The sequence below is a fragment of the Desulfogranum aggregans genome (assembly GCF_055398265.1).
In genome coordinates this window covers 4,756,039-4,770,702 of sequence record NZ_AP042447.1, presented here as the reverse complement: position 1 = coordinate 4,770,702, position 14,664 = coordinate 4,756,039, and the positions used below count along the sequence as shown (strand labels likewise).

Sequence of the window (14,664 nt, the reverse complement as noted above, 5' to 3'; positions counted from 1 at the left end):
GACCTCATCCGTAGCCACGGTAAACGCAACAGAGGCCGCACTTCAACCAATAACCGAGACTTTTTTACCAACACCGTTTACTAGATACAACTTATGACAACTGTAAAAATCGGCCTGATTCGGGAAGGCAAAGTACCGATCGACAGACGGGTTGCCCTGCCCCCGGCACATGCCCGGCAGGTTATGGAACGCTTTCCTGGGGTGGAAATTGTTGCTCAACAAAGCGACATCAGATGCTTCAGTAATCAGGACTATATCAATGAAGGTATACCTGTGGCGGACTCCCTGGAGGACTGCCAGGTCATCATCGGGGTCAAAGAGGTGCCGCTGGATGCCTTGCTCCCGGAGAAAACCTATTTCTTTTTCAGCCATACCATCAAGAAGCAACCCTACAACCGGGGACTGCTCCAAGATATTCTCCGGAAAAAAATACGGTTGATCGATTATGAAGCACTGACCACGCCTGACCGTAAACGAATTATCGCCTTTGGCAGGTGGGCCGGTATTGTCGGTGCCTACAACGGCATCTGGGCATACGGCAAACGGTATAACCTTTTTCACCTGCGAAGGGCTCATACGTGTTTTGACCTTGAGGACCTTAAAACAGAGTTCACCAAAGTGCGTTTGCCGCCGGTAAAGATAGTGTTAACCGGCGGTGGCCGGGTTGCCAAGGGGGCCATGGAGGTTCTTATAGGAATGGGCATCCGCAAAGTGACGCCGCGCCAGTTTCTTGATGAATTCTTTGATTTCCCGGTCTTCTGCCAGCTGAACGCGAGGAATTACAATCAACGTGCCGATGGCGCCGAGTTCAGCAGAAGACAATTCTATCAGACACCCCAATTGTACGAAGGCAACTTTTTGAACTATTGCCGCACTGCCGATATCCTGCTGGCCTCCGCCTTCTGGGATCCCCAGGCGCCGGTACTGTTTGAGCGAAAGGATATACTGGAGGACGACTTCAAAATCAGCGTCATCGCTGATATCACCTGCGATATCGAGGGGTCGATTCCCTCGACCAAGCGACCGAGCACCATTGATGAGCCGCTGTATGATTATAACCCCTGCGATGACGAGGTGGAGCCCCCCTTGTCCGATGAAGGCAATATAACAGTCATGGCCGTGGACAACCTCCCCTGTGAGCTGGCCCGCGATGCCTCCATCAGCTTTGGCGACCAGTTTGTCGCCAGCGTGATGCCGCCACTGCTTGGCAAGGATGAGGAATCGATCATCGCCCGTGCCACCATCGCTGATGGCGGTGAGCTTACCACCCACTTCCGCTACCTGCAGGACTATGTTGATGGTGAATAGGCTGAAGCACTGCAGAGGGAGTGGGAGACCTCAGCTGTTTTGCCGAAGGATGACTTCGGCGACTTGTGCGGTGTCCGTTCCGGGTACCGGTAATCACAACCATAATAAGAGGAGAAATATGAAATCATTGAGATCACTTGCTGTTATTACTGCAGCCGTTGCTACAATGGTGTCCACCAGTTGGGCCGGCACCCTGGATGCAGTGAAGGAAAAAGGGTATGTTAATGCCGGTGTCTCCGGGAAAGTTATCGGCTTTTCCGCTCCGGATGCGAAAGGGCATTGGACAGGCATGGATGTGGACTTTGCCCGAGCCGTGGCCGCAGCCATCTTTGATGACCCCACTAAGGCACGTTTTACCCCGGTGGCCTTTAAAGAAGCCTTTACCGCCCTCCAGTCGGGGGAGATCGATATCCTCACCCGGAATACCACCTGGACGTACCAGCGCGACACCAAGCTCGGCCTCGAGTTTGTCGGCGTCCTCTTCTACGATGGCCAGGGCTTTATGGTCAAAAAAGAGCTGGGCGTCAAAAGCGCGCGCGAACTTGACGGCGCCAGCGTCTGTACCCAGTCCGGTACGACGACCGAGTTAAACCTGTCGGATTATTTTACCGCCAACAAGATGTCCTACAAACCAGTGGTTTACGAGAGCGCCGATGAGGCGACCGTTATCTACGATTCCGGCCGCTGCGATGTCTACACCACAGATACCTCTGGTCTTGCCGCCCGCCGTACCACCCTTGGCAACCCCGATGCCCATCTTATTCTGCCGGAAGTCATCTCCAAGGAACCTCTGGGACCGGCGGTACGCCAGGGTGACCAGCAGTGGAGCGATATCGTTCGCTGGACCCTGTTTGCTCTTATCAATGCTGAGGAATTGGGAGTCACCTCGAAAAATGTTGACGAAATGCTCAAGTCAGAGAATCCTGCAATAAAACGTTTGCTCGGTGTTTCCGCAGACTACGGTCAGTATACTGGCCTCACCAAAGACTGGGCCTACAGAATTATCAAGCACGTGGGCAACTACGGCGAAATGTATGAACGCAATGTGGGGCCAAATACCGCCCTGGGGCTGGAACGAGGCGTTAACGCCTTGTGGAGCAAAGGCGGCCTGCTCTATGCTCCGCCCATTCGCTGACTGTATACGGTTCAGCGTGTGGTAGTGCATACCCTCCATCACCGCAGCCGTCTTATTGCGGTGGTGGAGGGTTCCTCCTGTACGTACGCCGTTTCCACCAATCACAGCCAGCATCCGCTCACGACAGTCCAGGGCAGCCGGAGCAGTCTGAGTTGCAGCTTCAAGCACATCGGTATTTGCTGACAACAGACAGCGCATACACTTCCGGCCCCTGGCCTCCTCGGATGCAGGCCTAACTAAAAACCGCAGACTGGACACCAATGCAACAGACTGACAAGGAGCGCGGGCAAACCAGTGCCGCTGTACGTTTTTTTCACAACACCCGGGTTCGTGCCTGGATGGCCCAGGCCCTGGTGCTGCTCCTCCTGCTCATCGTAGCTGGCTATGCTCTCTTCAATATCGGGCAGAATCTCAACAAGGCAGGCATTACCACTGGTTTCGGTTTTTTGGGAGAACCATCGGGCTTTGACATCAGCCAGACCCTGATTCCATATTCCAGCAAGAGCACCTATGCCGACGCATTGGTAGTGGGTATTCTCAATACCCTGTTGGTCTCGGTTCTGGGCATCTTTTTCTCCACCATTCTCGGTTTTTTTCTCGGTGTTATCCGTCTCTCCCACAACTGGCTGGTATCTCGTATGGCTGCGGCTTATACCGAGATCATCCGTAACATCCCGCTGCTCCTGCAGGTCCTGTTCTGGTATCTGGCCATTCTCGCTCCTCTGCCCGGTCCCCGACAGGCGCTTCAATTCAATGGCCTTTTTTTTCTGTGTAATCGCGGCTTGCAGATCCCCAAACCCCAGCTTGAGCCGGGATTTGGCCTCACCCTGCTCGCCGCCGCTATCGGCCTTCTGGTCTCCTGCATGCTGATCGTCTGGAATCGGCAGCGACAGAAAAAAACCGGAAAACGCATTCCCGCCTATCTGCTTGGCTGCGCCATTACCCTGGGGTGCCCGCTCATCACCTTTCTCCTGACCGGGTCACCCCTGCACTGGGAGATACCGACTCTTCGCGGCTTTAACTTTTCCGGGGGCATCACGGTGCTGCCCGAGCTGATCGCCCTGTGGCTCGCTCTCACCCTCTACTCAGCTACCTTTATCGGAGAGTATGTCCGCTCCGGCATTTTAGCGGTGGACAAAGGGCAACGCGAGGCAGCATTTGCCCTTGGCTATCGGCCCGGCCTGATGTATCGGCTCATCATCATTCCCCAGGCAATGCGTGTCGTTACCCCGCCGCTGATCAGCCAGTACCTCACCCTGATCAAAAATTCTTCCCTGGCCGTGGTCATCGGCTACCCGGAGTTGGTGCACGTCTTTGCCGGGACGGCGCTCAATCAATCAGGCCAGGCGGTGGAGATCATCACCCTTACCATGGCGGTCTACCTGAGCATTAGCCTGGCGATTTCCTTTCTCATGAACTGGTACAATAACAAGATTGCCCTTCGCGGCCAGGAGAGGTGAACATGGCACAGAAGTGGACACCAAAGGTCGCCCAACCCGCGCCCGAAGGCACCACAGGAATTATCGGCTGGCTGAGGGAAAATCTTTTCTCCAACTGGTTCAACACCTGCCTGACTCTTCTCGGCTGTGCAGCCCTCTACCTGACCATTCCCCCATTCCTTCGCTGGACGCTCATTGAAGCGACGTGGCTCGGGGATTCCCGCGCGGTCTGCGATGCAGCAGCCGCAGACGGCCAGGCAGGGGCATGCTGGACCTTTATCAACGTCCGCATGGGAGTTTTTCTTTATGGGTTTTATCCGGAGCCCGAACGCTGGCGGATAAACCTGGCACTGCTGGTGCTGGCTTTTAACCTCATTCCGATTCTGGCCTCCGGTATATTGAAAGGGACTGTGCGTCAAAGCCTCTCTGGCATCATAGGGACAGCGCTCGTTTTCTGGCTGTATGGCATGGTGCCGGGCGTGTTCATGGCGCTCTATTATTTCACCCCTCTGGCACTGGGCGCGCTTTCCAGCCACCAATCCATGGTGGCGCCGGCAGGAGCCGCCCTGCAGACCCTTGCAGTGCGCGCCATGGGAGGAGTGCTGGCAGGCGTCCTCACCTTTGGGGTGTTCACTCTCCTTATCAGTACGGATATTGCACTCGCAGCCGGACTCCTTGCCAGCCTGCTGACCCTGGCACTGTTGTTTATCCGTCGCCTGTCCACTATCGGTTGGCGCTGGCTGCTGCTCTTTACCGTTTACCCGGTCTGCTGCTTCTATCTGCTGGTCGGCGGCGTACTTGGCCTGCCCCATGTGGAGACCCACTACTGGGGCGGTCTCTTTCTCACCCTGGTGGTTGCCGGGACCGGCATGGCCACCGCACTGCCCATCGGCATCGTGCTGGCGCTGGGCAGGCGTTCCGAATTGCCGGTGGTTAAAACACTCTGTATTACCTTTATCGAATTTGTCCGTGGGGTTCCGCTCGTTTCCGTTCTGTTCATGGCAAGCGTGATGTTCCCCTTATTTCTCCCGGAAAACGTCACCTTCGACAAACTGTTGCGCGCACTTGTCGGAGTCGCCTTTTTCTATGCCGCCTATATGGCAGAGGTGATACGCGGCGGGCTCCAGGCTATCCCCAAAGGACAGTACGAGGCTGCCAGAGCACTTGGCTGGCCTTACTGGAAAATGATGTCAGTGATCATCCTGCCCCAGACCCTGCGCCTGGTCATCCCCGGGCTGGCAAACAACTTCCTTTCCCTGCTCAAAGATACCACCTTGGTGGCGGTTATCGGCCTGCTTGATCTCCTGGGCATTGCCAAAGCCGCCATGGCCGACTCCGACTGGCTCGGCTTTACCAAGGAGTCGTACGTTTTCGCCGCTTTGGTGTTCTGGGTCTTCTGCTTTGCCATCTCGCGCTACAGTGTCCACCTGGAGAAGAAGTACCACACCAGTTACCATTAATTTATTCCTTATTTTCTGCGTAGGTCCCAAATGGCTATTATGGAACATAACAGTGAACAAAAAAACGATGATCCGATCATCGTAATGGATAAGGTCAACAAGTGGTTTGGCGAGTTTCATGTGCTCCGGGATATCAGCTTATCTGTAAAAAAAGGAGAAAAGCTGGTCATCTGCGGGCCTTCCGGCTCCGGTAAATCCACCCTGATCCGTTGCATCAATCGCCTGGAGACCCACCAGAAAGGACAGATTTTTGTTGGCGGAGTAGAGTTGACCAATGATGTCAAACGCATTGACCAGGTGAGAAGGGATGTAGGAATGCTGTTTCAGAATTTTAACCTCTTCCCCCATATGACCGTCCTGGAAAACCTCACCGTCTCCCCGATGTGGATTCTGAAGATGCCGCTGCATAAAGCCCGGGAGTTGGCTTTCCACTACCTTGAGCGGGTAAAGATTCCCCAGCTGGCGGATAAGTACCCAAATCAATGTTCCGGCGGTCAGCAGCAGCGGATCGCCATTGCCCGGTGCCTGTGCATGAACCCCAAGGTGATGCTCTTTGATGAACCGACCTCGGCATTGGATCCGGAAATGATTAAGGAAGTGTTAGAGGTAATGACTGACCTGGCCAATTCCGGCATGACCATGCTCTGCGTAACCCATGAGATGGGCTTTGCCCGGACCGTTGCTGACCGAGTCGTGTTTATGGACGAGGGGGAAATAGTCGAAGAAAACGACCCGGAAACTTTTTTTAAGCATCCGCAATACGACCGGACCATCGCCTTCCTCAGCCAGATCATTTCCCATTAACCGGACCGATTGTGGTCGCCAATCCGAGCGCCCCCCCTGCTGCACGCCATGGAACCCCGAAAAATACACTCCCCCAGCTATGCCGAACAGTTAGCCGAGTATATCACCGGTTTTGATCTGTCGACGATACCCTCCAAGGTGGTCAACCATGCACGCAACCTGCTCCTGGATCTTCTGGGGGCCGCCCTGGCGGGAGTTGACACCCCGGAGGCCAAGGCCGCGCTTACCGCTGTGGAGCATATGGCGCCGGGCCGCGGCAGCTGTACGCTCTGGGGAACCGGGCAAACCGGAACGGTCAATGGAGCCGCTCTCTATAACGGTATAATAGCCCATGCCCGCGAGCTGGATGATTTCGGCGGAGCCGACCACAGTGGGGCCGTGGTCATACCTGCTGCCCTGGCGGCCGCAGAGGCCTTTCCTGCGGTATCGGGAAAAACATTGCTTGAAGCCATCATCGTCGGCTTTGATGTGGCACGCAGGGTTCTGGACAGCGCTGGCGGCTACCGTCCCCACAATCATGGTGACGGTTTTCACTCCACCGGCACCTGCGGCAGTTTCGGTGCGGCTGCAGCGGTGGCAAAACTGCTTGACCTGCCGGCCCGGCAGACCACCTGGGCACTGGGCCTTGCCGGCGGTTTCACTGGCGGAACCTGGGCCTTTACCGAAGACGGAGCCATGTCTAAACGGTTCACCGTCGGTCGTGCCGCTGAAACAGGAATTACGGCCGCCCTCCTGGCACAGAGCGGTTTCACTGGTCCTGCCCGGGTATTCGAGGCCCAATGGGGTGGTTTCCTGGGCACCTATGCGCGTGAAGTGTGTCGCCCCGAAGCCCTTGTCGCCAATCTTGGCACTCTCTTCAGGATCATGCGCAGCGGTATCAAACCCTATGCTGCCTGTAGGGATATCCATAGCAGCCTTGACGTTATCCTGGAGGCAAAAGCACGCCACGATCTCACTCCTGAAAAGGTAGCAGCAGTGCAGGTGAAACTGATCCCGGAAATGCTGCAGATGATCGGGAGTACCTCCCTGCCGACAAACCGTTTTGAGGCCCAACTTAACCTCCCCTACAGCATCGCGGTTGCTCTGGTCACGGGACGAGCCTTTATCGCTGAATACGAGCCTCCCTTCCTCCACTCACCAGCGATTGCCCAGGCAGCAGCCAAGGTGGAGCTGATAGAAAGTCCGGAACTACCCTTTGACTCGGAACCCTACCTGTGTATCATCACCACCGACGGCCAGGTTATAGAGGGGCATGTGGATTTTGCCTCAGGAGCCCCGCAGAACCCACTCTCCCAGGAGAGAATTATCGGTAAATTCGATGCGCTGGCTTCCAGGTGCCTTCCGCCAGATCAATGTAAACAGCTCAAAGCCGCTGTTCTGGAGGTGGAAAAGCTAAAGGATGTCCGGTCGCTGACAGCCTGCCTGCAACGCATTTGATCGCCACGGGTTAGCCCCTGAATCAGGGGCAACCCACAGGTTACCAATTATCGACTACCCGTTCCAAAAGGAAACAGGGCAAGGGGAGGCATACCACAGACAGTCAACCCCGCCCGCTGAAATCGCCAGTAACGCCCCTTATCAGCATGGGTTATGTTGATCGACAACAGGTAAAAAACGCAAGTGGTGCTGAGCAGCCAACAACGCAACTACAAAAAAAGAAGTAAAGGCCCTGGTATGAAATCACTCTGTTCCACTCCCCACCATTGTTGAGTCGGCCTTCATGGAGCATCCGACAGCCGCAAACAAATGGTATTGCACGCCGTCGGCAACGGCTCGGGGGGTGGTGGTGCTCGTCCACGGTTTGAACCAGCATCCTGCCTCCTGGAAAGATATGCTCCCCGCCTTAAACAGCTGGGGGTACCATGTCTACCTGCTCTGCCTCAAGGGTCATCGCGGGTTAACCAAAAATGGTATGTTCCATGTCAATGCAGAAATATGGCTGCAGAATTTCCTTGATGGTTACCATGAGGCCTCCTCCCGCTTTCCCCTGCTCCCGCAGCTGCTTGTTGCCTACTCGTTGGGCGCTCTGGTAGCCATTGTTGCCCAGGGCAAGCTAGCCAGACCACTGTTTGAACGTCAGGTGCTGCTTGCTCCGGCGATTGTTACCAAACCCTACACACGACTTGTTCTGCTCATCTCCAAATTCCTTCCGGTCATACCCTCAAGCTCACCCGAATATTACCGAGCAAATAAAAACGGTGTTTCCGCCGCAGGTTACCGGGCACTTTTTGAACTTGAACAAACGCTGCGAAAAGAACAGCAGTATACCTTCCCCCCATGCCCCACGCGCATCTTCATGCGCAGTAACGATGAATTCATCAGTTACAGAGGCCTGAAACGCTTACTACTGAAGAAACAAGTACATGCCTACCAGATACGGACCGTACCGGTCAACAGTCAAAAAGCGTTCTTGCCGCCCTATAACCACCTGATCATCGACAGACAGGGATTAAGTGAACACCAGTGGCTGTGGTTAATGAGCCAGATGCAATCGTTTCTGGAGGACGGTACATGAATCTGCCTGCCAAGCATGATGGTGAGAGCCTATTCGTCTCTGTCATTGATCTCCCCAGCTTCGGGATTGGGTGCAGTCTGCTCTGGTCGCCTAAGGGGAATCTGCCATTTCTTCATATATTTCCACACCGAGGTGTGGCTGACTCCCAGTCGTCGAGCAACTTCCGCCTTGTTCCAGCCGCACTCCTCCAGCAGCGCGACCAGCTGTTCCTTGGAGAGAGTGTGCTGTCGGCTGGCCTTGGAGGATAGCGGTACCTGGGGGTGACGGGTGCTTTGGTTTGGCTGGCGAAGACTCTCCGGCAGATCCTCCTTTTCAATTCTATCGCCGCTGCAGAGGACAAACGCGTGCTCCAATGCATTCTCCAGCTCCCTCACATTTCCCGGCCAATGGTGATTCATGAAGATACGCATCACCTCTCGCGAGGAATCCATCACCCGTTTTCCGGTTCGCGTATTAAGTGACCTGATGAAATGACTCACCAACAAGGGGATATCCTCCTTCCGCTCACGTAGTGGAGGTATTCGAATCGGAAAAACATTCAGCCGGTAGTAAAGGTCTTCCCTGAAGGTGCCTTGCTTCACCATGGATTGAAGATCTTTATGGGTTGCCGTAACGATACGGAGGTTGATTTTCCGTTTTTTCGACTCACCAATCCGCTCGATCTCCCGTTCCTGAACAACCCGGAGGAGTTTCACCTGAATAAAGGGACTGAGTTCACCTATTTCATCAAGAAAAAGGGTCCCGTTCTGAGCCTCCTCAAATCTTCCTGCACGGGCATGAATTGCACCGGTAAAGGCGCCCTTAACGTGGCCAAAAAGCTCAGCCTCCAGGAGGCTTTCCGGAAGGGCGCTGCAGTTCATGGTCACCAGGGGATATTCCTTCCGTTCACTGTTATAATGAATTGCCCCGGCGATCAGTTCCTTGCCGGTGCCACTTTCTCCATGGATCAGCACGGTGGCATCACTGGCAGCTGCCATGCGCACGGCCCTGAAGACATCCGACATAACCCTGCTTCTCCCGATGATATTATCCAGCCGGTGGATCGCTCCCAATTTCAAGGAAGCCTCTTCCGCTTTCCTACGGGCCCGGTTCAATTCACTGACATCGGTAACCGTTTCAACAACGCCAAGAACGTTCCCCTCATCGTCCTTAACCACACTGGCGTGCTTGATGACCGGCACGTCATGCCCTTCTTTATGCTGCAGATGACATTCCTTAGCCCCGGAGGACCCCTGTTCAACGACTTTGCATTTGTGTATATCCGCAGGGCAGTTCTTACCAAAACAACGGCTGCAGTTAAGCAGGGCACATGTCTTCCCGATGGCTTCTTCAGCGGTATACCCGCTGATCTGTTCCATGGCTCCATTCCACGACGCTATACGGCCGTTTTTGTCCATGATAAAGACACCGTCCGCCATGGAATCGACGATTCGGCTGAAAAACCTATTATCCCATAAATCCGGTTTGCTGAGTGACATTCTAGCCCTCTGTTCAAGGGAACGTTTCCGTTACCGAAGGTAACGTTACTTGATTAACCAATTACTATTGCAACACATGCGACAATGGTCAACCGATTATTTTCCCCAATATAAACGATACGATATACGGCATAAAATAAAGTGAACAAATATGGAACAAAAATTGTTTGTTCCTGATAGACACAAAAAGGAAAACTTCTTCCAGAGAACCAGAAGTGCAGCAAATGGCCTCCTTGTTCAAGTCAAGTTTCTCGCCGTATCTGAAAGAGAGACTACCTGGTGCCATCTGTATGCATAGCAATATCCTTTGAAAACAATTACAGAATGTTGGGAGTAAACAATGAAAAAAACAGATGTTGCAATTATCGGCGGTTCCGCTGCTGGCCTGATGGCTGCTCTTACCCTGCGAAAACGAACCCCGGACAAGTCCGTCACTGTCATTCGCAACGTACAGCAAACGCCTGTTCCGTGCGGAATCCCCTATATTTACGGAACGCTGAAAAAAATAGAGAAAAATATCATCCCGGACCAGATGTTCATCAGCATGGGGATTAGAATCCTCTACCAGCAAGTAGAGGACATTCACCGCAACAGCAAAACCGTCTCTTTTGCAGACGGATCTGTACTTGGATATGAAAAACTTGTTCTTGCTACCGGATCAAAACCTTTTGTACCGCCTATAGAGGGTATCGACAAAGAGAATGTTTTTGTGGTTGAAAAAGATCCTCTTCGGTTGCAGGCCCTGCATAGCGCTTTGCTGTCAGCCAAAAACGTCGTTGTCATCGGCGGTGGTTTTATCGGGGTTGAAATGGCTGAACAGATCGCCCTGATGTCCAAATCCAGGCCAGGCGTTGAGGATACCAGCGTTACCATCGTTGAAATGCTCCCTCACTGCCTGATGATGGCATGTGAAGAGGAATTTTGCATCCAGGCAGAAAATGAGTTGAAGACACTTGGCGTCAAGGTCATGGTCAATCACGGCGTGCAGGCAATCAGTGGACAGGACAAGGTTACAGCTGTCCAACTGACCAATGGTGCCCAATTGGATGCTGACCTGGTGCTGGTCTGTATCGGGGCGGTCCCAAATGTTGAACTGGCGAAGAAATGCGGTCTTGAGACTGATTCCCGTCAAGGGGTGCTGGTCGATGAATACATGCAGACCAAGGATCCGAATATTTTTGCCTCCGGCGACTGTGCTGCAAAAGCTTCATTTATCACTGGAAAGCCCAGCGGCATCAGGCTTGCCTCAGTGGCCAGCAGTGAAGGGATGATTGCCGCCAGCAACCTTTATAGTGCTGGCAAACGAAAAAATCGCGGTGCCCTTGGGGCATTTGCCACCAAGGTGGGAAACACCTCCATTGCTGCTGCCGGATTGACGCTAAAAGCTGCTGCCGAAGAAGGTATTGAGGTTGTGGTTGGAGAGGCAATAAGCCCTAATCGGCACCCGGCTTCCCTCCCCGAATGTACAGCTGAAATGAAAGCAAAACTCCTGTTTCGAAAAGATAATGGCAGAATAATTGGTGGCCATATCCTTGGAGGCGACTCTTCAGCCGACATGGTTAATGAAATTGCCGTTGCCATACAGACAGGGGCCACCGCTGAAGACCTGGCCACCATGCAGTATGCAACCCATCCCCTTTTGACCGCCTCTCCCCTCACCTACCATATCATGCTGGCAGCCGAGAATGCGGCTGTGCATCTCGCTCCACATTCCATGCGTGAACAATCAACATTGCTGGTTGCTTAAGTGGAGATCTACCCAACGCCTTTATCCGACTTTCGGATAAAGGCGTTGACCCAGCACATCAGGGTGTACACGTCGATGATTCTTCCCACCGGAGCTGCGCAGCATCCCAGGATGCGCTCCAATCCACGCGCTATCCGCGCCCTTATCACGATAAAATAATCGTATTTCAACTTGTTGCACTGCCCAAATAGGCATCAAACTTCCGTGTAAAGAGTACCCGCCTGTTGTGTATAGCAAAGGTCGTTGAGCGATTAATTCCCAGTGTAAAGCCAACACAGGAGATTGCCAGAAGTTCCCTCTTGAGAGCTTTTCTCCATATGCGCTGCTGCGGTTCTTTGTGCAAAAGGCAGGCGACCACCACCATCCTGCAGTGACGGCTTACAGGTGGGGAGAGGGGGAGGGAGGACTAAGTTCGAGGTATAGACGGGTCGGAGAGGAGGAAGGCGACAGAGCGTCATCCCGACCAAAAAAAGGGGTATCCCTCACGCGGGATACCCCTTTGGTGTTACACAGCTACAATTTAGCCGATTACAGCAAGAACAGCGTCTTTGACCACGGTATCACCGGAAGCAAAACCAAGGGCTTTCACTTCACCGTCACACGGTGCGGCAAGCGCATTTTCCATCTTCATTGCTTCGAGGATGACAACGGTGTCGCCGGCAGCAACAGTATCGCCGACCTGTACTTCGTAGCGAATGACCAGGCCAGGCATAGGAGCGGTCAGCGGGGTGCCGCCTTCAACGGCAACTGGTGCCGGGGCTGCGGCCGGGGCTGCAGCAGGTGCGGCTGCCGGAGCAGCGGCCGGAGCAGCAGCAGGCTTGGCAGCAGGTGCAGCAGGAGCCGCAGCAGGTGCAGCCATGACAGGCATATCACCGGTCGGATCTACTTCTACGTTGAAGTATTCGCCATCAACAAACACGTTGAAGGTGCGGACGTTTGCAGACTTCTCAGGGGCATCGGCCTTAATAGCGAGAGCTTCTCCGGCTTTGGCCTTGGCAACCAGTGCTTCCTTGGCTTTGACTTGCTCCATGGTAAGCGGCATAACTTCTGGCGGCGGCTCGGACACACCGTATTTCCACTCGAGGAACTTCTTACCGGTTGTGGGATAGATGGCATAGAGTACGAGATCGTCGATATCTTTAGCGAGATCGCCGATTTCCTCTTTAGCTTTTTCCAGTTCCGGCTCAAGTACGTCGGCAGGACGGCAGGTGATGGGTTCCTCACCACGAGAGTAACCTTTCAGCGCCTTCTTCTGTACCTCAGCATCGATCGGTACAGCGGTCTTACCGTAGAGACCGTAGCACAGGTCTTTTACCTGAGCGGTGATCATCTTGTAGCGCTCATTTTCATCGTCAAAGAGGACGTTATTCACGGTCTGGATACCAACAATCTGACTGGTCGGGGTAACCAGCGGAATCTGACCAAGTTCTTTACGAACGATCGGCAGTTCTTTGTAGACGTTGTCAATCTTATCCAGGGCATCCATTTCGCGGAGCTGGTTGACCAGGTTGGACAACATGCCGCCAGGTGTCTGGTGGAGCAGAACGTTAATATCGATGATGGAGAATTTGGAATCGTCAGCCAGGTGCTTGTATTTAGGCATGACTTCTTTTTCCAGAATCGTATTGATTTCCGCGAGCTTCTTGATATCAAAACCGGTGTCGCGGTTGGTGCCGAGCAGGGCCATAACAAACGGCTCAACTGCAGCATGGGCTGTACGATACGCGTACGGAGACATGCAGGTATCGATGATGTCAACGCCGGCTTCAATGGCCTTGAGGTGAGACAGCGGAGACATACCGGAAGTAAAGTGGCTGTGCAGATGTACCGGTGTATCGGTCACTTCCTTGATTGCCTTAACGATGGCATAGGCATCATACGGAGCAATCAGGCCGGCCATGTCTTTGATACAGATGGAGTCTGCACCCATGGAATCAAGATCCTTGGCCTTGTTCACATAGTAGTCAAGGTTGTACACATCGCCGCCGAGACGGGGCTCGGTCAGGGTGTAGCAGATACAGCCCTGGAAATGCTTGCCGGAAGCCTTGATCTGCTTGACAACGGTCTCAAAGTTACGATAATCGTTGAGTGCGTCAAAGGTACGGAAGATGTCCATGCCGTTTTCTGCGGCACGCTCAACAAACTTCAATGCCAGGTCGTCGGCGTAGTTCCGGTAACCAACCAGGTTCTGGGCCCGAAGAAGCATGGAAAACGGGGTTTTCTTGATGTAGCGCTTCAGGGTCCGCAGACGCTCCCATGGATCTTCGTTGAGGAAGCGGTGCATGGTGTCGAAGGTTGCACCACCCCAAGTCTCGATTGCCCAGAAGCCAACCTCATCCATCAGTTCCGCCACCGGGATCATATCTTCGGTGCGGCCGCGGGTAGCAAACAGGGATTGATGTCCGTCACGAAGACTGAGATCCATGACTTTAACAGGATTCTCAGCTGCAGGCCTGTCAGCATCGTAATTCATGGCGGTCATTTTTACTTGGTCGCTCATTGTTCGTTTCTCCTCTATTTCTTGGTCGTTAAATTTCGAAATCTAGAAATCTATAGTGAAGCAATTAAAACGCTCTGAGTTGCAACATTCTACGGAAGGTCATCATTTCCTGACGACCGCTGATAGCCCACATGCTGGGACCGGCTTTTGCCGCCGCTGCTGCTGCAGCCTGTTGTTCCAGATATGCTGCTTCAGCTTCCTGCTGCAGGTAGGCGTTTACTGCGGCCAGAGCCGCTGCCATTTTCTTGCTTTTTTTTCCCATCATATCACCCTTTGAT

Annotated in this window: 12 protein-coding genes; 8 read left to right on the top strand and 4 right to left on the bottom strand. The window is 53.7% G+C overall.

What is annotated here, in order from left to right; genetic code table 11:
• Positions 1-93: 93 nt before the first annotated feature.
• The 7 genes from ACZ52Z_RS20840 to ACZ52Z_RS20810 all read left to right on the top strand — a co-directional run bounded on the left by ACZ52Z_RS20840 (position 94) and on the right by ACZ52Z_RS20810 (position 8,661).
• A complete protein-coding gene (locus ACZ52Z_RS20840) occupies positions 94-1,308 on the top strand; it encodes an NAD(P)-dependent oxidoreductase (RefSeq protein WP_464268695.1) in 1,215 nt (404 codons plus the stop codon).
• A gap of 118 nt (positions 1,309-1,426) precedes the next feature.
• Positions 1,427-2,443 (top strand): amino acid ABC transporter substrate-binding protein, encoded by a 1,017-nt coding sequence (locus tag ACZ52Z_RS20835; RefSeq protein WP_464268694.1) that lies wholly within the window; start codon positions 1,427-1,429, stop codon positions 2,441-2,443.
• A gap of 260 nt (positions 2,444-2,703) precedes the next feature.
• A complete protein-coding gene (locus ACZ52Z_RS20830) occupies positions 2,704-3,903 on the top strand; it encodes an amino acid ABC transporter permease (RefSeq protein WP_464268693.1) in 1,200 nt (399 codons plus the stop codon).
• Positions 3,904-3,905: 2 nt separating this feature from the next.
• Entirely contained in the window at positions 3,906-5,342 is a 1,437-nt protein-coding gene (locus ACZ52Z_RS20825; RefSeq protein WP_464268692.1) for an amino acid ABC transporter permease, read from the top strand.
• Positions 5,343-5,381: 39 nt separating this feature from the next.
• A complete protein-coding gene (locus ACZ52Z_RS20820) occupies positions 5,382-6,146 on the top strand; it encodes an amino acid ABC transporter ATP-binding protein (protein ID WP_464270832.1) in 765 nt (254 codons plus the stop codon).
• Between the two features lie 48 nt (positions 6,147-6,194).
• Complete coding sequence (locus ACZ52Z_RS20815; RefSeq protein WP_464268691.1) at positions 6,195-7,583, top strand: MmgE/PrpD family protein; 1,389 nt, start codon at positions 6,195-6,197, stop codon at positions 7,581-7,583.
• 283 nt (positions 7,584-7,866) lie between these two features.
• On the top strand, positions 7,867-8,661 hold the full coding sequence (locus ACZ52Z_RS20810; RefSeq protein WP_464268690.1) for an alpha/beta hydrolase: 795 nt from the start codon (positions 7,867-7,869) through the stop codon (positions 8,659-8,661).
• A 29-nt stretch (positions 8,662-8,690) separates the two neighbouring features.
• Here the strand turns inward: ACZ52Z_RS20810 and ACZ52Z_RS20805 are convergent, their stop codons facing one another.
• The gene (locus ACZ52Z_RS20805) at positions 8,691-10,139 is read right to left on the bottom strand and encodes a sigma-54 interaction domain-containing protein (protein WP_464268689.1); all 1,449 of its coding nucleotides are present in this window, start codon (positions 10,137-10,139) and stop codon (positions 8,691-8,693) included.
• 340 nt (positions 10,140-10,479) lie between these two features.
• On the opposite strand from ACZ52Z_RS20805, the gene ACZ52Z_RS20800 reads away from it, so the two are divergent.
• Positions 10,480-11,886 carry an NAD(P)/FAD-dependent oxidoreductase gene (locus tag ACZ52Z_RS20800; protein WP_464268688.1) on the top strand — a complete coding sequence of 469 codons (1,407 nt, stop codon included), beginning with the start codon at positions 10,480-10,482 and terminating at the stop codon, positions 11,884-11,886.
• Positions 11,887-11,894: 8 nt separating this feature from the next.
• Here the strand turns inward: ACZ52Z_RS20800 and ACZ52Z_RS20795 are convergent, their stop codons facing one another.
• From ACZ52Z_RS20795 to ACZ52Z_RS20785, 3 genes are all read right to left on the bottom strand, one after another.
• Entirely contained in the window at positions 11,895-12,056 is a 162-nt protein-coding gene (locus ACZ52Z_RS20795; RefSeq protein ID WP_464268687.1) for a hypothetical protein, read from the bottom strand.
• Between the two features lie 350 nt (positions 12,057-12,406).
• A complete protein-coding gene (locus ACZ52Z_RS20790; protein WP_464268686.1) occupies positions 12,407-14,386 on the bottom strand; it encodes a pyruvate carboxylase subunit B in 1,980 nt (659 codons plus the stop codon).
• Positions 14,387-14,450: 64 nt separating this feature from the next.
• Positions 14,451-14,651 (bottom strand): hypothetical protein, encoded by a 201-nt coding sequence (locus tag ACZ52Z_RS20785; RefSeq protein WP_464268685.1) that lies wholly within the window; start codon positions 14,649-14,651, stop codon positions 14,451-14,453.
• Between the last annotated feature and the right edge of the window lie 13 nt (positions 14,652-14,664).